We start from the raw sequence: 20,922 nt of genomic DNA, 5'->3' as shown, positions 1-20,922 counted from the left end.
CAAGCCGTCAAACCGTCAAGCCGCCAGCGACCTCGATCACGGCGCCGTTGATGTAGCTGGCCTCGTCGCTCGCCAGGAAGGCGTAGACATTGGCGATCTCCTCGGGCTGGCCCAGGCGGCGCAGCGGCACCTCCTCGCGCATCTGGGCGATCAGCTTGTCGGGGATGGTCGCCAGGATCGGCGTCTCGATGAAGCCCGGCGCCACCGCGTTGACGCGGATGCCCTTCGGCCCCAGCTCGCGGCTCCAGGTCTTGGCATAGCCGATCACGCCGAACTTGCTGGCCGCGTAGTTGGTCTGGCCGTAGTTGCCGTAGATCCCCACCACGCTGCTGGCCAGCAGGATCACGCCCGAGCCCTGCTCGACCATCGCATCCGCGACCGCTTGCGAGCAGTGAAACACCGCGCGCAGGTTGACGTCGATGACCGCGTCGAACTGCTCCAGCGTCATCTTCTGCAGCCGCGCGTCGCGGGTGATGCCGGCGTTGTTGACCAGCACGTCGATGCGGCCGAAGCGCTCGCGCACGCTCGCCACCAGCGCATCGACCGCCGCCCGGTCGGTCACGTTGACGGCATGGCCGACGGCCTGCGCGCCCAGCGCGAGGCACTGCGCAACCGCCGCCTCGACCGCCTCGGGCTTCATGTCGACGATGACGACGATGGCGCCCTCGCGGGCGAACTTCAGCGCGGTGGCCAGGCCGATGCCCTGGGCGGCGCCGGTGATGATCGAGACCTTGTTCTGCAAACGCATGGTGGCTGGGGTTTGGGTGGGTGGGTCGATGGGGGGACGGTTGGGCATCAGCTTGCCGGATCGAAGCCAAGAAAGGCCAGCACGCCGGGCAAGTGGTCCTCGAAATCGCTCAAGGCATGGTCGCTGCCCTCGACCACGACGGTGTCGCCGCTGGCGTAGCGCGCGGCCATCTCGCGCCAGTCCAGGACCTCGTCGCCCGTGGCGATGACGGCGTGGTATCGGGCCGGGCGGGTCAGCGGCACCGGCGGCTGCAGCGCGCGCAACTCGTCGATGAACTCGGGGCGGAAGAAGAAACGATCCTGCGGGTCGTGCCAGCTGGTCTGCTCGCCGATGTGCCGGGCCAGGTCCCGGGCCGGCTCGACGGCGGGGTTGAGCAGCACCGCCGGCCAGCCGTGCCGTTCGGCGACCACCGTCGCATACCAGCCGCCCAGCGAACTGCCCATGACCGCGCTGCGACCGGCCGGCCAGCTGGCGATGCCCGCTTCGATCAAGGCCACGGCCTCGGCCGGCGACGGCGGCAGCTGCGGACACCAGAACGTCAGCCCCGGCGCCCGCTCCACCGCCCAGCGCGCCATGCGCTGCGCCTTGGTCGATTGCGGCGACGAGCGGAAGCCGTGCAGATAGAGCAGGTGGGTCGGCGGACCCGGCTGGGTCAGCGACACCGGCAGATCAGCCACGCCGCGTGGCCAGCGCGTCCAGCAGCTTCTGGTGCACGCCACCGAAGCCGCCATTGCTCATGCACAGCACATGGTCGCCCGGCCGGGCGGCCTTGACGACGGCGGCGACCAGCCGGTCGAGCTGGTCATGCACCTGCACCTGCTCGCCCAACGGCGCCAGCGCGGCCCCCGCATCCCAGGCCAGCCCGGCGCTGTGGCAGAAGCTCAGGTCGGCTTCTTCCAGCGCCCAGGGCAGCAGCTCGGCCATGGTGCCCAGCTTCATCGTGTTCGAACGTGGCTCGAAGACCGCCAGGATCCGGTCCAGCCCGACCTTGCGGCGCAGGCCGTTGACGGTGGTCCGGATGGCGGTCGGGTGGTGCGCAAAGTCGTCGTAGACCTTGACGCCCCCCGCCTCGCCGCGCAGTTCCAGCCGCCGCCGCACGTTCTCGAAACGCGCCAGCGCGACGCCGGCGACCTCCGGCGTCACCCCCACCGACTCCGCCGCCGCGATCGCCGCCAGCGCGTTCAGCTGGTTGTGCTCGCCCAGCAGCGCCCAGTCCACACGGGCCACCTTCAGGCTGCCGCGCAGCACATCAAAGGCATGCGGCTCACCCCGGGCACGCAGGGCACCGGGCGTTTCCTTGCGCGCGCCAAACCAGGTCACCTCGGTCCAGCAGCCACGCTCCAGCACCCGCTGCAGGCTGTCCTCCCGCTGGTTCACCACCAGCCGCCCGGCCCGCGGCACGGTGCGCACCAGGTGATGGAACTGCAGCTCGATGGCCGCCAGGTTCGGAAAGATGTCGGCGTGGTCATGCTCCAGGTTGTTCAGCACGGCGGTGCGCGGCCGGTAGTGCACGAACTTGCTGCGCTTGTCGAAGAAGGCGGTGTCGTATTCGTCCGCCTCGATGACGAAGGGGGCGCCCGCCGTACCCAGCCGCGCCGACACCCCGAAGTTCTGCGGCACCCCCCCCACCAGAAAGCCCGGCTGCAGACCGGCCGCTTCCAGGATCCAGGCCAGCATGGCCGTGGTGGTCGTCTTGCCATGCGTCCCCGCGACAGCCAGCACATGCCGCCCCGCCAGCACATGCTCGGCCAGCCACTGCGGCCCGCTGGTGTAGCGCGCACCGGCATCCAGGATGGCCTCCATCAGCGGATTGCCCCGGCTGACGACGTTCCCGATCACGTACAGATCCGGCTTCAACGCCATCTGCCCCGGATCCCAGCCCTCGATCAGCTCAATGCCGAGCGCGCGCAACTGGTCGCTCATCGGCGGATAGACATTGGCATCGCAACCCGTCACGCGATGCCCCGCTTCACGTGCCAGAGCGGCCAGACCTCCCATGAAGGTGCCGCAGATGCCGAGGATGTGGATGTGCATCGGACGATTCTAGAAGTCGGGGCATGGCGGCCTGGTGAACGGGCGGGGGTGCTTTCCCGTGGCTGCGGGGTCCGCCGCCGACGCCGCAAGGCATGGTCGACCTGGATCCTTCGCACCCGTTCGAGCACCCCTTCGGCCACGCCCTTTGGACCTTGTTCGCTCGACGTCCTCTGCATGTACGAGCGGACGCTGATGCCGGTCATCGTCGCGGCAAGGGACGCCCAGAGCCTGCCCGCTCGCATGACGGTGGCATGGGCAGACGTTCTAGAGGCCGTTGGCGTGTCGCGCCTCGACATCGATGCGGAACTGGCCGAGATGCGGTCGACCATTCGTTTCCGGACGACGCGACGCGCGCGGCCGGCGGGGCCTGAACCGCTTCAGCTCAGCGCCACCGCCCGGTCCGGAAACGCCCGCAGCAGTTTCTTGTCGAGGGTGAACAGCCGGGTGTCCAAAGACATGGCCAGCGCGATGAACTCGCAGTCGTAGGCGGAACAGTCGCTGTCCCGGACGAGTTCGAGGACGGCCCTGGAATCGACCTCGTGCTCGCAACCCGCCATCAGGCTTTCGGCTTCGGCCTGCAGGCTCAAGGCCTGTCCGAACGAAAGGGTGGCGCGACGGACGTATCCCGCCAGGATGTTGCGGAACTCGCTGCGCCAGAGCACGGGCGCACACCAGTCCGGATCCCGCCGCAGCAGTGACTCCGCAGCGGCCGTGTGCTCGCCGGGCAGGTAGAGATAGGCCAGCACGTTCGTGTCGACCACGATCATGGTCGGCCCTCGCGCTTGGCAGCGTCGATGTCGTCGGCCAGGAAACCTTGTTGGGGCAGCGCCGCTCGCAATTCACGCGCCCTGGCCAGCCGCTCGCCGGTCGACAGCCGGGTCGGCAGGAGGACCGCTTCCAGGCACACGATCGCCTCGCTGTTCAGGCTGCGCCGGTTCATCTCGGCGGCAGATTTCAGGCGCGCGTAGACCGCGTCGGGGATGTTCTTTAGCGTGAGGGTCGTCGGCATGTCGATGGCACCATTCGGGAACCAGAATGGTTGCATTGTTGCGCGAAGCTGTGGCCGTCGCCAGCCTCTCGCCAAGCGTTCCGCCCTGTGCGAGAAACCCGGCTGGATCCACCAGACACTGCTGCTCCCCGGTTGACAGCGCTTCCATATGCCCAGCTCCACGCCCCCCACCCGCATCGCCATCCTCACCGGCGGCGGCGACTGCCCCGGCCTGAACGCGGTCATCCGCGCGGTCACCAAGTCGCTGATCGGCCAGTGCGGGGCCGAGGTCATCGGGATCGAGGATGGGTTTCTCGGGCTGATCGAGCGGCGGGTGCGGGCGCTGGACTGGCGCAGCGTCAGCGGGATTCTGGGGATGGGGGGGACCTTGCTCGGGACGAGCAACACCGCCAGTCCGTTCAACTTCCAGGGGCGGGACGTGTCGGGCGAGGTGTTGGCCTATGCGCGGGAGACGCTGGGTTTGCAGGCGCTGGTGGCGATTGGGGGTGACGGGACCATGACCATGGCCGGGCGGCTCAGTGCGATGGGCTTGCCGGTGGTGGGCGTGCCCAAGACCATCGACAACGACATCGCCTGCAACGAGCGCAGCTTCGGGTTTGACACCGCCGTGGCCATCGTCACCGATGCGCTGGAGCGGGTGCAGACCACCGGGCAGAGCCATGGGCGGGTGATGGTGGTGGAGACCATGGGGCGTTATGCCGGCTGGATCGCGCTGGAGGCGGGCCTGGCTGGGGCGGCGGACGTGATCCTGTTGCCGGAGATCGCCTATGACCCGGACCGGGTCGCGGCCGTCTGTGCCGAGCGGGCCGGGCGGCAGCGCTACACCGTGGTCTGCATCGCCGAAGGGGCGTGCGCACAGGGCGCGGGGCTGACGGTCGAGCGGACCGTGGCCGACAGCCCGGACCCGTTGCGGCTGGGCGGCGTCGGCCATGTGCTGCGCGCGCAGCTGGAGAGCCGGCTGGCGGTGCTGGGCGTCAAGACCGATGTGCGGACCACCGTGTTGGGCCACATCCAGCGCGGCGGCAGCCCGACGCCGTTTGACCGGGTGCTGGCGACCCGCTATGGCCATGCCGCCGCGCAGGCGGTGCAACGCGGCGAGTTCGACTGCATGGTGTCGCTGCAGCGCGGCGAGATGGTGACGGTGCCGCTGGCGGAGGTGGTCGGGCGCAACCGCACCGTGCCGCTGGATCACCCGCTGCTGCGGTGCGCGCGGGACATCGGGGTCTGCCTGGGCGACTGAGGCGGGGCGCCCGGTCGCGTCAGGTCTGGACTTCGAGCGTCTGCATGCCGGTCCATTCCTCGCCGGGGGCGAGGCGGACCGGGTTACCGATCTGGGCGGCTTCGACGCACAACATGCCGAGCCAGCCGTCATCGGGCAGATCGGGCAGGGCGGCGCTGCGCTCGGGGCCGGGGTTCCAGACGACGGTGTCCTCGAAGGCGGTCTGGCGGATCTCGACCTTGCGGCCGACCTCGCGCAGCAGCAGCTGGCGCGGCGATTCCCAGTAGATGCGGTCCAGCTCCTGGGCGATGGTGACGACGTCGATCCACTGCTGGCGCGGCTGGTCCAGCACCTTGTCGTGGTAGTTCTGGTCGAGCAGGCCTTCGAGCTGGGCGCGGCGCACGTCGGCGCAGGCCAGGTAGGTGTGCAGGGCGGCCTGGAACTCGAAGGGCGTGTCGCCGCGGTTGATGACGGCGAGCTCCATCTCGATGCGGCGGCGGTCGACGCTGATGGTGAGTTCGAGCGTGAAGGCGTGCGGCCAGAGGGCGCGGGTCTCGGCGTCGTCTTCGAGCGTCAGCACGGCAAAGGCGTGTTCGCCGCGCACCGTCGCCTGTTCGAGCGTCCAGGTGCGGGTGCGGGCCAGGCCGTGGCGTTCGAGCGGGCCTGTGTCGCTGAACTGCGGGAAGACCACGGGCACGCCGCCGCGCACGGCGGTGTGGCCGTCCAGCACCGTCTCGGGCGACAGATAAAGCTGTTCCTCGTCGCCAGCGGGGATCCAGGACACAAGGTGCGCGCCCTGCAGCAGCACGGTCGCTTGGGCGCCATCGGGCGAGCGCAGGTGAACGGCGGGCAGTCCGCCGAACTCGCAGGGGCCGGTGCGGTGCAGTGCGCGGGGTTGCTGGGGAGCGTCGTGGGTCGTCATGCGGATCAGGAAGCGCGCAGCGCCTCGCGGGCGGCGGCGATGGTGGCGTCGATGTCGGCGTCGGTGTGGGCGGCGCTGACGAAGCCGGCTTCGTAGAGCGCCGGGGCGAGGTAGACGCCGCGGTCGAGCAGGCCGTGGAAGACGCGGTTGAAGCGGTCCTTGTCGGTGGCCATGACGGCGCTGTAATTCTGCGGCAGCTCGGGCCCGAAGAAGAAGCCGAACATGCCGCCCTGGCAGTCGGCCGCGAAGGGCACGCCGGCCTCGCGGGCACCGGCGCTCAGGCCGTCGACGAGCCGACGGGTCTTGCGCGACAGGTCCTCGAAGAAGCCGGGCTGGCTGATCTCGTGCAGCGTCGCCAACCCGCAGGCGGTGGCGATCGGGTTGCCGCTGAGGGTGCCGGCCTGGTAGACCGGGCCAAGCGGCGCGAGCAGCCCCATGATCTTGCGGGACGCTCCGAACGCCGCCAGCGGCATGCCGCCGCCGATGACCTTGCCGAACACGCTGATGTCGGGCTGGAAGCCGGGGATGGCCTGGGCGTAGAGGCTTTGTGCGCTGCCGAGCGCGACCCGGAAGCCGGTCATCACCTCGTCGAAGACGAAGAGGGCGCCATGCTGGTCGCACAGCTCGCGGATGCGCTTGACGAACGGCACCTGGGCGCGCACGAAGTTCATGTTGCCGGCGATCGGCTCGATCATCACGCAGGCGATCTCGTCGCCGTGGGCGGCAAAGGTGGCCTCGATCTGTTCGATGTTGTTGTATTCGAGGACCAGGGTGTGCTGCACCACCTCGGCCGGCACGCCCGCGCTGGTCGGGTGGCCGAAGGTGGCGAGGCCGGAGCCAGCCTTGACCAGCAGCGCGTCGGCATGGCCGTGGTAGCAGCCCTCGAACTTGATGATCTTGCTGCGGCCGGTGGCGCCGCGCGCCAGGCGGATCGCGGTCATGCCGGCCTCGGTGCCGGAGCTGACCAGGCGGACCTGCTCGATGCTGGGCACGGCCTCGACGATGGCCTCGGCCAGCTCGACCTCGCGCTCGGTCGGTGCGCCGAAGCTGAAGCCTTCGGTGGCGGCGCGCTGCACGGCGTCCAGCACGGCCGGGTGGCCGTGGCCCAGGATCATCGGGCCCCAGGAGCCGATGTAGTCGATGTAGCGCTGGCCTTCGGCGTCCCACATGTAGGCGCCCTGCGCGCGGGCGATGAAGCGCGGTGTGCCGCCGACGGCGCGGAAGGCGCGCACGGGCGAGTTGACGCCGCCGGGGATGGTGCGCTGGGCGCGCTCGAACAGGGCGGCGTTGGTGGTCGGGGCGGTGCTCATCGTGGGGGCTCCAAACGGGCGCGACGGCCATCGGCCGTCGCGGGGGTCGTCATCGGGCAGGCAAGGTGCCAGCCGCTGTCCAGGGGGTGATCAGTGGATGTTGCGCGACGGCGGCACGGTGGCGTCGCCGTCGTCGCCGCCATCCACGCCGTTGGCCTCGGCGCCTTCCTCGTCCTCGTCCTCGGGCGGCAGGGCCCAGAAGAAGCGGTCGGGGATGACGCTGCCCATGCCAGGGCGGAAACCGGCGTCGAGCGCCTGGTCGAGGAAGGCGAGCGCCTCGGACACGGCCAGGTGCAGCTCCTGCCCGGTCGCCAGCAGCGTGGCCAGGGCCGACGAGAGGGTGTCACCGGCGCCGACGAAACTGGTCTCGAAGCGCTCGAACTTCTCGCCGGTGATGGCGCCCTGCGGCGAGGCCAGCACGTTGTCGACGAAGTTGTTGGGCAGCTGCACGCCGGTCACCAGCACGTGGCTGGCGCCCAGCTCGCCGGCAGCGACCGCCAGTTCGCGGGCCGAAGGCGGGCGCTCGGCGTCCCAGTCGGGCAGCAGGAAGTCGGTCAGCGTCTTCTGGTTGCCGACCAGCACCTCGGTCTGCGGCAGCACCAGCTCGCGCAGCGCGTCGTGGTAGCTCTGGGCGGCGTCCTCGTCGTCGATCCAGGACAGCGAGGGCACGTAGGTGACAAGCGGCACGTCGGGGTAGTCCGACAGCACCTCGGCCACCGCGCCGACGGCTTCGGCGGTGCCGAGGAAGCCGACCTTCCAGCCGCCGATGGTGAGGTCTTCCAGCACGCTGCGGGCCTGCTCGACGACGGTCTCGGGGTCGATCGGGGTGTGGTCGAAGATCTCGGCGGTGTCGCGCATCACGATGGTCGTGATGACCGGCAGCGCGTGGCCGCCCATGGCCGCCACAGTGGTGATGTCGCCGGACACGCCACCCGCGCCGCTGGCGTCGCTGGCGTTGAAGCACATGACGCAGACCGGGCCCGAGACCTGGTCGTCGTTCGGGTCGATGGGAGCTTCTGTGTCGGGCGTGTTCATGGCGTCCTGCGCGTGGGTTGGGGCTCGGGTTCGGGCTGCGGACCCGAAGGCCGGGCCGGGCTTTTCAGCATGACCCGGGCTGCGCCGACGTGCGCTGGAAAAAGCTCCAGCACTTCCTGAGAAATGTTGTCTAGGTGCCGACAAAACCTCGCTTTTCAGGCAAGTCTCGTCGCTAGAATCTGATTCATTGTAGACAAGCTGATCGCACGCTGTGAGCGCAACTCAAACCTGGATGTGCCTGATCTGCGGCTGGATTTACGACGAAGCCGCAGGCGATCCCGATCACGACATCGCCCCTGGAACCCGGTGGGCCGACGTGCCGATGAACTGGGTCTGTCCGGAGTGCGGAGCCCGCAAAGAAGACTTCGAGATGGTCCAGGTCTGAGACCACACATCGGGAGGCGTTCATGAGCCTGGATACCGCGGTTGCGCAGTTCCCGTCCGATGCCGCCGGCTCGGTCCGTGACCCACAGGTCACGCGGGTGCTGGTCATCGATGACAGCAACACGATCCGGCGCAGCGCCGAGATCTTCCTCAAGCAGGGCGGCTGCGAGGTCGTGCTTGCCGAGGACGGCTTCGATGCCCTGGCCAAGGTCAGCGACCACCGGCCCGACCTGATCTTCTGCGACATCCTGATGCCCCGGCTGGACGGCTACCAGACCTGCGCCATCATCAAGCGCAACGCGGAGTTCGCCGGCGTGCCCGTGATCATGCTGTCCTCCAAGGACGGACTGTTCGACAAGGCCCGCGGGCGCATGGTGGGCTCGCAGGACTACCTGACCAAGCCCTTCACGAAGGATCAGCTGCTGCGGGCAGTGGCCCAGCACCTGCGCGCACCCGCCTGAACGGCGGCGGCCGCGCCCGGAGCCGGTCCCGACCTCCGGCCAGCCTGCGGCCTCCACCGCCGACCTCGAAACCACGCAAGGGACCCTGCGCCATGGCGATCCACAACATCCTCCTGGTGGACGACTCGAAGACGGAGCTTCACTTCCTGTCCGACGTCCTGACGCGCCAGGGCTTTCGCGTTCGCACCGCCGAGAGCGGTGACGAGGCCCTGCGCCGCATCGTCGAGGAAAAGCCCGACCTGATCCTGATGGACGTGGTGATGCCCGGCGTCAACGGCTTCCAGCTGACCCGCACCATCACCCGCAACCCGCAGTTCGCCGATGTGCCGGTGATCATGTGCACCAGCAAGAACCAGGAAACCGACAAGGTCTGGGGCATGCGCCAGGGCGCCCGCGACTACGTTGTCAAGCCGGTCGATCCTGACGAGCTGGTGCAGAAAATCCGCGCCTTCGGCTGAGCGCTGCGGCGCCTGAGCTGACCGACCGAACCCTCCGACCCCCACGACATGGCCAACAAGGAAGCGTTGCGCGAACTGCAGGGCCGACTCGCCGAGCGGCTGCACGAGGTCAAGACCCAGGAGCGCGTGCAATCGTGGCTGGCGGTCGAGGCCGGTGGCTGCGGCTTCCTGTTCCCGCTGTCCGAGGCGGGCGAGATCTTCCAGTGCGGCGCGCTGGTGCGTGTGCCGCATGCCTCGCCCTGGTTCCTGGGTGTGGCCAACCTGCGCGGCGTGCTGGCCGGCGTGATCGACCTGGGCCGCTACCTGGGCCTGCGCGGCGGCGCTTCGGGCGATGCGGCCGAGGCCACCGAGCAGGACCGCGTGATCGCGTTCAACCCCTCGCTGGACGTCAACGCGGCGCTGCGGGTGGACCACCTCGCGGGCTTGCGCAACGCCTCTCAGCTTTCGCTGATGCCCGACGACGGCGTGGCGCGGCCCGGCTTCGTGGGCGCGCGCTACCGCGACGCCGCCGGCCGCATCTGGGTCGAGCTGCGGCTGGCCTTGCTGGCCCGTGATGAACGTTTCCTGCGCATCGTGGGGGCCCTGTGAACCGCCGGCCCGCGTGCGACGACGAACCAACGACGCGCGCCGCGCTGGCCGATCCGGCCGGGCTGGCTGGCTGCGCGGACCTGATCTGAGGCTGGGCATGACCTTTCTCGACAAGCTCAAGGGTGTGGGGGCCGACAAGCGCGGCCACGACAGCGAACTGGCCGACGAGGTCTCCTACGTCGATGCGCTGTCCATCGTCGACGACCCTAACGATGCGCGCGACACGGTGCAGGACATCGGCCTGCTGGGCGAGCCGCACGGGGGTTCCCTGATCAGCGAATCGGCGCCGTCTGCGGCTGCGTCCAGCTACCTGAACACCCGCATGCCGGGCGCGGATCCGGCCCAGGGACAGGCGCCCCAGGCTGGCGTTCGCCTGCCGCTGATCGGCCACCTGGGCTCGGACCAGCAGCAACGCCTGCTGGGCGTGCTGCTGGCGCTCGGCGTGCTGGGTCTGGTGCTGGCCTCGGTGCTGGCGGTGCGTTCGGCCGGCGGCAGCGCCGCCCAGGTCGGTGCCACCGGCCAGGCGCTGATGCAGTCGCAGCGGCTGGCCAAGTCGGTGCTGCAGGCCATGGTGGGCAACCCGGCCGCCTTCGCCGAGGTCCGCACCTCGGCCGACGTGCTGGCGCGCAATGTGCGCGGCCTGTCCGACGGCGCGTCCATGCCCGGCCTGGAAGCGGCCCCGCTGACCGCCCAGCCGCTGCTCACGCCGCTGCTGCCTCTGGTCGACAAGGCCGAGAAGAACGCCCAGGTCGTGCTGGCCCAGGAACAGGTGCTGACCCAGGTCGGCAAGGCGCTGCGGGCGATCGGCAAGCAGTCGGCCGACCTGCTCGACCCGGCCGATGCGGTCGCCAACGCCCGGCTGCAGGCCGGCGGCCCGGCCACCGACATCGCCGCCGCCGGTCAGCTGGTCATGCTGACCCAGCGCATCGGCCGCTCGGCCAGCGAGGCGCTCAGCCCGCAGGGCGTCTCGCCCGAGGCGGTCTTCCTGCTCGGCAAGGACCTCAACACCTTCAACGACCTGGCCCGCGGCCTGCTCGACGGCAGCCCCGAGCTGCGTCTGACCGGCGCCCGCGACGCCGCTTCGCGCGAACGGCTCGAGGCCTTGCTCAAGGCCCATGAGCAGCTGCGCGCGCAGGCCGGCGTCATCGTCGGCAACCTGCAGGGCCTGGTGGCCGCGCGCGATGCCCAGCTGGCCATCCTGACCGACAGCGAGGCGTTGCGCGCCGGTCTGGAGGAGGTCCAGGGCTCGCTGTCGGCTGCCGGCGGCATGGGCTGGTTCAACGTCATCCTGATCGGCCTGTCGCTGCTGCTGGGCGGCCTGGGCGGCCTGGGCCTGCTGGCGGTCTTCACGCACGACCAGCGCCAGCGCGCCTCGATGTCGGACACCCAGCGTGCCGAGGCCGAACGCCAGGAGCGCGAGGCCAAGCGCGTCAACGATGCCAACCAGGCGGCCATTCTTCGGCTGATGAACGAGCTGCAGTCGGTGGCCGAAGGCGACCTGACCCAGCAGGCCACCGTGACCGAGGACATCACCGGCGCGATCGCCGATTCGGTCAACTACACCGTCGAAGAGCTGCGCAACCTGGTGTCGCAGGTGCAGGGCACGGCCGCCCGCGTGACCGACACGACCCAGCAGGTCGAAGCCACGTCGACCGAACTGCTCGCCGCCTCCGACGAACAGCTGCGCGAGATCCGCGAGACCGGCGAGGCGGTGCTTCAAATGGCCGGCCGCATCCAGCGCGTCTCCGGCCAGGCCCAGCAATCGGCCGACGTGGCGCGCGAGTCGCTCGCGGCGGCAACCTCCGGCCTGACGGCGGTGCTCGACACCATCACCGGCATGAACACGCTGCGCGACCAGATCCAGGAAACGTCCAAGCGCATCAAGCGCCTGGGCGAGTCGTCGCAGGAGATCGGCGAAATCACCGAGCTGATCTCGGACATCACCGAGCAGACCAATGTGCTGGCGCTGAACGCCGCCATCCAGGCGGCCTCCGCCGGTGAGGCTGGGCGCGGCTTCTCGGTCGTGGCCGAAGAGGTGCAGCGGCTGGCCGAACGCTCGGCCGACGCGACCCGCCAGATCGCCGTGCTGGTCAAGACCATCCAGACCGACACCGCCGACGCGGTCGGCGCCATGGAGCGCTCGACCCAGGGCGTGGTCGAAGGCGCGCGGCTGTCGGACAACGCCGGCACGGCGCTGGCCGAGATCGACCGCATCTCGCGCCAGCTCGCCGAGCTGATCGAGGAGATTGCCTCCCAGGCGCGGCGCGAGTCCGACTCGGCCACCGTGGTGGCGCAGAACATCCAGCACATCTTCGCCGTCACCGAACAGACCGGCGAGGGCACACGCTCGACGGCGCAGCTGGTGCGCCAGCTCTCGCGCACCGCCGAGGAACTGCGCCAGTCGGTGGCTCGTTTCAAGATCAGCTGAAGCCGGCTCACACCCGGCTGACCCCGTAGATCGGTTCGGTTACTCTGATGTCGATGGATCCGCAACGCCACGCCGCCCCCGCTCCTGCGCAGGCCGACGACCTCAGTGCCCTCGCCTGGGTGCTGGAGGAACTGCGCAAGAGCCTGGAGCAGGCCCACAAGGGCCTGCGGCGCTACCTGCGCGAAGCCGAAGCCAGCGCCAGCTCCGACCTCGAGGACGTCGAACCGGCGGTTCTTCGAAACGCGAGGCAACAGTTGCATGGCGCCGTGGGTGCGCTGCAGCTGGTCAACGAGGCCGAGGGTGCCTTGTTGCTGCGCGCCAGCGAGGCGGCGGTGCAGCGCTTCGTGCAGCGCCCGCAGCGCGCCGATGCCAAGGGCGTCGAGACCATCGAGCGCGCATCCTTCGCGCTGCTGGACTACCTGAGCCGGCGCCTGGCCGGCAAGCCCGCGCCGGCGGTCGGCCTGTTCCCGCAGCTGCGTGCGCTGCTCGAACTCAATGGCGCCGAGCGCATCCACCCGGCTGACCTCTGGCCGCATGACTGGCGCTGGCGCCCGATCTCGCCGATCGGCTCCTTCGGTCACCCGGTCGACCCGACCATGCTGGCCGACGTCGAGCGCCGCATGCTCGGCCTGGTCAAGTCCAACTCGGTCGAAGCGGCGGCGGGTCTGTCGCGCGCCTTCGATTCGGCCGCCATCGGCGCCCGTGCCGGACATCACCTGGCCGAGGCCACGCTGTGGTCCATCGCCGCCGGCTTCTTCGAGGCCTGGGGCCACGGCCTGATCGCGCCCGACCTGTTCGTCAAGCGCACCGGCTCGCGCGCCATGGCCGCCTTGCGCGCCAAGGTGAAGTCCGCCGAGGTCGATGCCTCTGAGCGGCTGGCGCAGGACCTGCTGTTTTTCTGCGCCCGCGCGCTGCCGGTCGACCCGGCGCACTCGCCCTATCTGCACACGGTCTGGATCGGCTACCAGCTGCGCCACGAGGCCGGCGGCGACTACGCCGAGCCGCGCTATGGTCGCCATGATCCGGCGCTGATCGTGCAGGCGCGCAAGCGCATCGTCTCGGCCAAGGAGGTCTGGAACGGCGTGGCCGGCGCCGAGCCGCAGCGGCTGGCCAACCTGACCGAGTCCTTCAGCCTGGTCGGCGACTCGATGCGCCGGCTCTACCCGGGCGGCGGTGACCTGGCCGGCGCGCTGGCGTTCGCCGCCGAGCAGTGCACCCGCACCGGCCGCCCGCCGGCCCCGCAACTGGCGATGGAGGTCGCCACCAGCCTGCTCTACCTCGAAGCCGCGCTGGACGACGGCGAGCTGGACCAGCCCGACCAGGGCGGGCGGGCGAGCGCGCTGGCGCAGCGCATCGGCGCAGTTGCGCAGGGCCATCCGGCCCAGCCGCTGGACCCGTGGATGGAAGAGCTCTACCGCCGCGTCTCCGACCGCCAGACCCTTGGCAGCGTGGTGCAGGAGCTGCGCAACACCTTGTCGGAGATCGAGCGCCAGGTCGACCAGTTCTTCCGCAGCCCGGCCGAAAGCGGGCTGCTGGCGGCGGTGCCCGAGCAGCTCAACGGCATGCGTGGCGTGTTCTCGGTCATGACGATCGCGCCCGCCATGCAGGCCGTGGCGCGCATGCGCGGCGACGTCGAGCAGCTGCTGCACGGCGAGGCACCCGATCCACGCGCACCCGCCACGCAGGCCGCGTTCCACCGGCTGGCCGGCAACCTGGGCGCGCTCGGTTTCCTGATCGACATGCTCAGCGTGCAGCCGCAGATGACGCGCCAGCTGTTCCGCTTCGACATGCTCAACGGTGTGCTGTCGCCGGTGATGGGCCGCAGCACCATGGCGCCGGACGTGATCGACCGCGCCCAGGCCATCGCCGAGGCGGTGCGCCGCCACGAGATGCCGCTGGCGCTGGTCTCGGCCGAGCTGGCCGAGCTGTCGCGCGACACCCAGGTCAGCGACCAGCCCGAGCTGGCCGCGTCGCTGCAGTCTGCCCGTGCGGCGCTGGCCCAGGCCCATGAAGCCGGGGCGGGCCACGACACCGAGGACGCTGCACGCGAGCATGTCGCCCAGGCCATGGACGACTTCGTCGCCACCGCCACCTCGCCGATGGGCCTGGACCCGATCGGTCTGGCGCTGATCTCGCGGCCGATGTCGCTGGGCCCGGAGGAACACGCCGAGTTCGCCGCCACCGGTCTGGAAGACGACGACGAGATGCGCGGCGTCTTCCTGGAGGAGTCGACCGAGGTGCTGGCCGACGCCATGGCCGCGCTGGAGACGCTCAACCACGCGCCGTCCGACCTGTCGGCGCTGACGACGGTGCGGCGTGCCTTCCACACCCTCAAGGGCAGCTCGCGCATGGTCGGCTTCAGCGCCTTCGGCGATGCGGCCTGGGCCAGCGAGCAGCTCTACAACCACGTGCTGGCCGAGCAGACGCCCGCCAGCGCCGACCTGCGCACCTACACCAGCGATGCGCTGACCTACTTCGCCGCCTGGATCGCGGCCATCACCCGCCACGAAGCCGGCGTGTTCGCGCCCGATCCGGTGATCGCGGCGGCCGATGCGCTGCGGTTGGCCGGTGAGCTGATGCGGGTCCATCTGCCTGGTGCGGCCGAACCCAACGCGCCGGCCATCGGCGCGCTCGATGCGGTCTCCGACCTGGTCGACCTGGAGGTGCCGATCGACGACGCACCGATGCCGGTGCTGGAGACCCTGCAGGCGACCCAGCCGGTGCCTCGCCCGACGCTGGAGGACCTGCCGCCCGAGCCCATGGCGTTGCCCGAGATCGACCTGGTGCTCGACTTCGACGCCGCCGATTTCGGCCTCGCGGCCGAACCCGAGGCGATGCCGGCCTTGGCACTGGCGCCGGTGCCGGCACCGATGTCGGACTTCAGCCCGACCGAGCCGCTGGTGACCGCGCTGACCCCGGGTGCGGCGGTCACCGGGTCGCTGGACCTGTCGGGCTGGGAGCCCACCGGCCTGGTCGAGCCCGACGAGTCCGGAGCGGTCGATCCGCTGCAGCCGCTGGATGCGCTGCACTCGCCGGCGCTGATCGACCTGCCGCTGGACGTGTCCTTCGACTTGCCGGCCGATGGTGTCGTCGACCTGGACCTGGACCTGCCCGACCCCGCCGGCCGGGTGCTGGAGCCCGATGCCGGCCCGCCGGTCGAGCCGTCCGATCTGGCGCCGCTCGGCGACGTGCTGCCGTTCGAGCCCTGGTCGCCGTATGAACGCGCCGCAGCGGCTGAGCAGGCCGATCCGGCTTATTTTGCTGAAGCGGCTGAAGCGGCTGAAACACCCGGAACACCCGGAACGCCCGGAACGCCCGGAACGGCAGGAGCCGCTGGCGAGGCGGACATCGAGCCGCTGCCGCTGCCCGAGACCCGCTGGGATGACGCGCCGGTCACGATCAACGACGAGGACCCGGCCTCGCTGCTGCTGCCGCTGGCCCAGACGCCCGCGCCGACGCCTGAGCTGCCCGACGTGCCCGTGCTCACCGAAGTCTTCGAGCTGGCCGACGACTGGGACGCCGCATCGCCCGAGCCGGAGCCGCTGGCGGTCGGCGAGGTGCTGTCCGAACCGGTCGACGAGCCGGTGGTCGAGTTGCTGGACGATGTGGCGGACCAAGCAGCGGACGATGTGGCCGACAGCGCGCTGCTCGACGCCACCGAGCCGCCGGACGGCGTGGTCGACCCGATCGACCTGGCGCATCTGGCCGCCCTCGATGGGGTCGATGCGCTGCTGCCCTTGTCGGACGATGCCGAGCCCGCCGTCATGGCTGCACCGGCCCCCGCTCCCGCCGGCGCCGAAGTCATCCGCCTGGACGACTTCCGCCCGTCGACCAGCCTGCCCGCGCCGATGGACCTCAGCGCCCTGCTGGGCCGCGACGATGACATCAAGGTGGTCGGCTCGCTGCGGCTGCAGATCCCGCTGTTCAACATCTACCTCAATGAGGCCGACGAGCTGTCGCGCCGCCTCAGCACCGAGCTGACGCTGTGGTCGATGGAGCTGGATCGCCCGGTGGGAGCCACCGCCGTGGCGCTGGCGCATTCGCTGGCGGGCAGTTCGGCCACGGTCGGGTTCAGCGACCTGTCGCAGCTCGCCCGTGACCTCGAACATGCGCTCGACCGGATCCAGTTCCTGGGCGCGGGCGAGGTCGACGATGCGGCGCTGTTCGTGGCGGTGGGCGACGAGATCCGGCGCCTGCTGCACCAGTTCGCCGCCGGTTTCCTGCACAGCCCGCCGCCGGAGCTGGCGCAGCGTCTGCACGACTGGATGGAATCGGCCGCCGCGCGCCAGCCGGTGCGCTCGCCCGAATCCCGGCTGGGCGACTCGACGCTGGATTCGCGTGGCATGGGCGACAGCGACCTGGCCGGCCTGACCCTGCCGACGGGCTGGATGGTGGAGCCCGATGCCGCGCCACCGGCCGCTGGCGTGGATCTGCCGCTGGACCTGCCCGTCGACCTGCCGCTGGATTTGCCGCTGGACGTCTCGCTGGACGGCTCGCTGGACGTGCCTCTCGGCGACCTGCCTCTTCCAGTCGCCGACGCAACGCCGATGTCGCTGGCCGAGCTGCCAGCGCTGCAGGGCGTGTCGCTGGACCTGTCGCCGCCGGCCTCGCCGACCTACGCGATCGCGCCGCCGGCCGCACCGGTGCCACACGACGACGTGGCCGCGCTGATCGAGGCGCTGGGCGAGGACATCGACCAGTCCGACCACGTCGATGCCGAGCTGTTCCCGATCTTTGACGAGGAAGCACAGGACCTGCTGCCACAGCTGGCAGGTCAGGTTGGCGAATGGCGTCAGGCACCGACCGATCCGAGCGCCGCCACCGCTTGCATGCGCACCTTGCACACCTTCAAGGGCAGCGCGCGGCTGGCCGGTGCGATGCGACTGGGCGAGCTCGCCCACCGCTTCGAGTCGGCGGTCGAGAAGCTCTCCGGCGTGGCCGTGAGCGCGGCCGACCTGGACGAGCTGCAACGCCGCGTCGACGTGCTGGCGGCGGTGTTCGACTCGGTGCGCCGCACCCACGGCGTCGCCCCGGCCACCAGCATGGGCCTGCTGCAACCCACGGCCAGCTGGACCACCCGAGCGGGCGGCTTGGGCACCGGCAGCGGCGAATTGCGCAGCAGCTACGGCACCGGCGCGATGGCGCTGGGCGATGGCACCGGCTTCGACATCACCGGCTTCGGCAACACCGGCTACCGCACCACCGGCTACGGCTCGCTGGACACCCACATCGGCGCCGCGCCGTCCGACCCGGACGCCGCCGCGCTGTCGCTGTCGCCCGAGGGCATCGACTGGCAACGCTTCGTCGCCGCCGGGGAACCGGCCCCTGTCAACCCGACCGAACGTGCGCCCGTCAGCGCCCAGCCGGTGCGGGTGCGGGCGCCGCTGCTGGACCGCCTGGTCAACCTGGCCGGCGAGGTCAGCATCACGCGGGCCCGGCTGGAATCCGAGGTCGGTTCAATGCGAGGTTCGCTGGTCGACCTCAACGAGAACCTGGACCGCCTGGGACTGCAGCTGCGTGACCTGACGCTGCAGGCCGACACGCAGCTCGAATCGCGCATGCAGGCCGCCCGTGCCGCCGCGCTGGAGTTCGACCCGCTGGAGCTGGACCGCTACACCCGGCTGCAGGAGCTGGCCCGCATGATGGCCGAGTCGGTCAACGACGTGGCCACCGTGCGCAGCGCGATGCAGCGCACGCTGCAGACCACCGAAGACGAGCTGGCGGTGCAGGCGCGCCTGACGCGCGAGCTGCAGGGAGACCTGCTGCGCACCCGCATGGTCGAGTTCGAGAGCCTGTCCGAACGGCTCTACCGGGTCGTGCGCATGGCGGCCAAGGAGACCGGCAAGCAGGTCCGCTTCGACATCGTCGGCGGCTCGATCGAAGTCGACCGCGGCGTGCTCGACCGCATGACCGCCGCCTTCGAGCACCTGCTGCGCAACTGTGTCTCGCACGGCATCGAACCGGGCGATCAGCGCACGGCCGCCGGCAAGGACCCGACCGGCAGCATCGTCATCGAGCTGCAGCAGGAGGGCAACGAGGTCAGCATCGAGATCCGCGACGACGGCGCAGGGCTGGACCTGGACCGCATCCGCGAGCGCGCCATCGCGATGGGCGTGATCGACGCCCAGGCCGCACTGGCCGACAAGGACCTGTCCAACCTGATCTTCGTGCCCGGCCTGTCGACCAGCGCGGTGGTGACGGAGCTGTCCGGCCGCGGGGTTGGCATGGACGTGGTGCGATCGGACGTGCACGCCATGGGCGGGCGCATCGAGACCCGCAGCACGCGCGGTCGGGGCACCCGCTTGCGCCTGGTCCTGCCGCTGACGACGGTGGTCACGCAGGTCGTGATCCTGCGCGCCGGCACGGTCCAGATCGCCGTGCCGTCCAACCTGGTCGAACTGGTCCAGCGCGCCACGCCGCAGACCCTGGAGGCGTCCTACCAGCAGGGCGTCTACGGCTATGGCGGCCTGCAACTGCCCTTCTTCTGGCTCGGCGCCCTGCTCGATGCCAGCGGACGTGGCACCGAGACCGGTCGCACGTTGCCGGTGGTGATCGTGCGCTCGGCCCAGCAGCGTGTCGCGCTGCATGTCGACGACGTCCAGGGCAGCCACGAAGTGGTGGTCAAGAACCTCGGCCCGCAGCTCTCGCGCATGCCCGGCCTGGCCGGCATGACGCTGCTGCCGGCCGGCGGCGTCGCGCTGATCTACAACCCGGTCGCGCTGGCGGCGGTCTATGGCGCCCATGCCCACCGCCTGATGCAGCTGGCGATCGCCGAGCCCGCGCCAGGTCCGGCGCTGCCCGAGCTGTCGTCCGATCGGCCGGCGCCGCTGGTGCTGGTGGTCGACGACTCGTTGACGGTGCGCCGCGTCACCAAGCGTCTGCTGGAGCGCGAAGGCTATCGCGTCGCGCTGGCCAAGGACGGCCTGGAGGCGCTCGATGCGCTCAGCGGCGAACGCCCGGTCGCCGTGCTGTCGGACATCGAGATGCCGCGCATGGACGGCTTCGACCTGCTGCGCAACATCCGCGGCGATGCCGAGCTGGCGTCGCTGCCGGTGATCATGATCACCTCGCGGATCGCCCGCAAGCACCGTGACCTGGCGACCGAGCTGGGTGCCAACCACTACCTGGGCAAGCCCTACAGCGAAGAAGAACTGCTGGGCGTGCTGCGCCAGCACGCCAGCGTGCAGCGTCGCGTGGTGGCCTGAACACGGGCACGCCGATGTTGACCCGAGGGCCGGAGCACGGCGTTCCGATCGCCGCTCAGGACGGCGGATCCAACACCGGGTCCAGCGCCCTGGACCATGTCGTCGAGCTGACCCGCTCGCGCGACCGGGCCTTGGTCGAGTCCTCGCTGATCAGCGCGCTGATGGATCTGCTGGGTGCGCGCGAGGTCACGATCTGGCACCTGGTCCCAGAAGGCACGGGGACGCCGACGTGGCGGCGCATCGCCCAGCGCCTGGCCGTCGACGAGCCGGCATCGACCCGGACCGTCGACGCCGACGGCCTGCCCGAAGACCGTCTTCCCGAGCACCTGCGTTGTCTGCGCGAAGACCGGGCGGTCGCTCAGCCCGTGGCTGTCGACGGCTGCTTCGGCGTCTTGCTGCCGATGGGTGGCGAGCTCGAAGGCGGTGGCGTGATCGAGCTGGTCTTGCCGCAGCCGCTGGACGAGCGCGACGGCCGCGTCGCCACCAGCATGCTGCGCATCCATGCCAACTTCATGCACCTGCTGGACTACAGCGAGCGCGACACGCTGACCGGCCTGCTCAACCGCAAGAGCTTTGACGAGACCTTCATGAAGGCGACCGTGCTGGAGGCCCGCCGCCAGTACGTCGAACTCGCCCAGGAGCGTCGCACCGGTCAGGAGCGCCACCAGTTCCTGGGGGTCATCGACGTCGATCACTTCAAGCGCGTCAACGACGTGCACGGCCACCTGATCGGCGACGAGGTGCTTGTGCTGGTCGCCCGCATCATGCGCGGCGCGCTGCGCAGCGACGACCGGCTCTACCGCTTCGGTGGCGAGGAATTCGTGGTCCTGCTCGACGCCAGCGACGAGACGGGTGCCCGCGCGGCCTTCGAGCGCTTGCGTCTGGCCGTGGCGGCCTACGACTTCCCGCGCGCCGGCCATGTCACCGTCAGCGTCGGCTACGTCGACGTGCGCCCGGGCGACACGCCGCAGGCCGCCTTCTCGCGCGCCGACCAGGGCGTCTACCACGCCAAGGCGCACGGGCGTGACCGGGTCGTGGCCTATGCGGAGCTGGTGGCGGCCGGCGTGGTCGTCGAGAGCGACGGCGCCAACGACATCGAACTGTTCGAGTGACCGTGGCGC

At 70.5% G+C, this 20,922-nt stretch carries 16 protein-coding genes; 8 read left to right on the top strand and 8 right to left on the bottom strand.

Features of this window, described 5'->3' with window-relative positions; all coding sequences use genetic code 11:
* Positions 1 to 7 precede the first annotated feature (7 nt).
* The 5 genes from EV685_RS10740 to EV685_RS10720 form a co-directional block, all read right to left on the bottom strand.
* Entirely contained in the window at positions 8 to 748 is a 741-nt protein-coding gene (locus tag EV685_RS10740) for a beta-ketoacyl-ACP reductase (protein ID WP_130482006.1), read from the bottom strand.
* A 47-nt stretch (positions 749 to 795) separates the two neighbouring features.
* A complete protein-coding gene (locus tag EV685_RS10735) occupies positions 796 to 1,425 on the bottom strand; it encodes a YqiA/YcfP family alpha/beta fold hydrolase (protein WP_242615534.1) in 630 nt (209 codons plus the stop codon).
* Positions 1,418 to 2,782, bottom strand: coding sequence for a UDP-N-acetylmuramate:L-alanyl-gamma-D-glutamyl-meso-diaminopimelate ligase (gene mpl, locus EV685_RS10730; protein WP_130482004.1), 1,365 nt, complete (start codon positions 2,780 to 2,782; stop codon positions 1,418 to 1,420). The genes EV685_RS10735 and mpl overlap by 8 nt, the downstream gene beginning before the upstream one ends.
* 377 nt (positions 2,783 to 3,159) lie before the next feature.
* Positions 3,160 to 3,549, bottom strand: a complete 390-nt coding sequence (locus EV685_RS10725; protein ID WP_130482003.1) for a type II toxin-antitoxin system VapC family toxin — start codon at positions 3,547 to 3,549, stop codon at positions 3,160 to 3,162.
* On the bottom strand, positions 3,546 to 3,791 hold the full coding sequence (locus tag EV685_RS10720) for a FitA-like ribbon-helix-helix domain-containing protein (RefSeq protein WP_130482002.1): 246 nt from the start codon (positions 3,789 to 3,791) through the stop codon (positions 3,546 to 3,548). The genes EV685_RS10725 and EV685_RS10720 overlap by 4 nt, the downstream gene beginning before the upstream one ends.
* A 148-nt stretch (positions 3,792 to 3,939) precedes the next feature.
* On the opposite strand from EV685_RS10720, the gene EV685_RS10715 reads away from it, so the two are divergent.
* Positions 3,940 to 5,031, top strand: coding sequence for a 6-phosphofructokinase (locus tag EV685_RS10715; RefSeq protein WP_130482001.1), 1,092 nt, complete (start codon positions 3,940 to 3,942; stop codon positions 5,029 to 5,031).
* Between the two features lie 19 nt (positions 5,032 to 5,050).
* On the opposite strand, the gene EV685_RS10710 is transcribed toward EV685_RS10715, so the two are convergent.
* From EV685_RS10710 to thiD, 3 genes are all read right to left on the bottom strand, one after another.
* Positions 5,051 to 5,932, bottom strand: coding sequence for a D-hexose-6-phosphate mutarotase (locus tag EV685_RS10710; RefSeq protein ID WP_130482000.1), 882 nt, complete (start codon positions 5,930 to 5,932; stop codon positions 5,051 to 5,053).
* A 5-nt stretch (positions 5,933 to 5,937) separates the two neighbouring features.
* Positions 5,938 to 7,242, bottom strand: coding sequence for a glutamate-1-semialdehyde 2,1-aminomutase (hemL, locus tag EV685_RS10705; RefSeq protein WP_130481999.1), 1,305 nt, complete (start codon positions 7,240 to 7,242; stop codon positions 5,938 to 5,940).
* A gap of 90 nt (positions 7,243 to 7,332) precedes the next feature.
* The gene (gene thiD, locus EV685_RS10700) at positions 7,333 to 8,277 is read right to left on the bottom strand and encodes a bifunctional hydroxymethylpyrimidine kinase/phosphomethylpyrimidine kinase (protein WP_242615533.1); all 945 of its coding nucleotides are present in this window, start codon (positions 8,275 to 8,277) and stop codon (positions 7,333 to 7,335) included.
* A 232-nt stretch (positions 8,278 to 8,509) separates the two neighbouring features.
* Between thiD and EV685_RS10695 the strand changes: the two genes are divergently transcribed.
* The 7 genes from EV685_RS10695 (at position 8,510) to EV685_RS10665 (ending at position 20,913) form a co-directional block, all read left to right on the top strand.
* Positions 8,510 to 8,662: a rubredoxin gene (locus tag EV685_RS10695; RefSeq protein WP_130481998.1), complete on the top strand. Its 153-nt coding sequence runs from the start codon at positions 8,510 to 8,512 to the stop codon at positions 8,660 to 8,662.
* Positions 8,663 to 8,684: 22 nt separating this feature from the next.
* Positions 8,685 to 9,122: a response regulator gene (locus EV685_RS10690; RefSeq protein ID WP_242615532.1), complete on the top strand. Its 438-nt coding sequence runs from the start codon at positions 8,685 to 8,687 to the stop codon at positions 9,120 to 9,122.
* A gap of 92 nt (positions 9,123 to 9,214) precedes the next feature.
* A complete protein-coding gene (locus EV685_RS10685) occupies positions 9,215 to 9,580 on the top strand; it encodes a response regulator (protein ID WP_130481997.1) in 366 nt (121 codons plus the stop codon).
* Between the two features lie 48 nt (positions 9,581 to 9,628).
* Positions 9,629 to 10,168, top strand: coding sequence for a chemotaxis protein CheW (locus EV685_RS10680; RefSeq protein ID WP_130481996.1), 540 nt, complete (start codon positions 9,629 to 9,631; stop codon positions 10,166 to 10,168).
* A 97-nt stretch (positions 10,169 to 10,265) separates the two neighbouring features.
* Complete coding sequence (locus EV685_RS10675; RefSeq protein WP_207224806.1) at positions 10,266 to 12,596, top strand: methyl-accepting chemotaxis protein; 2,331 nt, start codon at positions 10,266 to 10,268, stop codon at positions 12,594 to 12,596.
* 47 nt (positions 12,597 to 12,643) lie between these two features.
* Positions 12,644 to 19,801 (top strand): hybrid sensor histidine kinase/response regulator, encoded by a 7,158-nt coding sequence (locus tag EV685_RS10670; protein ID WP_130481995.1) that lies wholly within the window; start codon positions 12,644 to 12,646, stop codon positions 19,799 to 19,801.
* A 14-nt stretch (positions 19,802 to 19,815) separates the two neighbouring features.
* On the top strand, positions 19,816 to 20,913 hold the full coding sequence (locus tag EV685_RS10665) for a GGDEF domain-containing protein (RefSeq protein ID WP_130481994.1): 1,098 nt from the start codon (positions 19,816 to 19,818) through the stop codon (positions 20,911 to 20,913).
* Positions 20,914 to 20,922 lie beyond the last annotated feature (9 nt).

This window comes from Sphaerotilus mobilis, from assembly GCF_004216565.1.
GTDB classification, from domain to species: domain Bacteria; phylum Pseudomonadota; class Gammaproteobacteria; order Burkholderiales; family Burkholderiaceae_C; genus Sphaerotilus; species Sphaerotilus mobilis.
The sequence above is the reverse complement of the archived record's forward strand: the minus strand, read 5'-3'. Positions and strand labels throughout refer to the sequence as shown.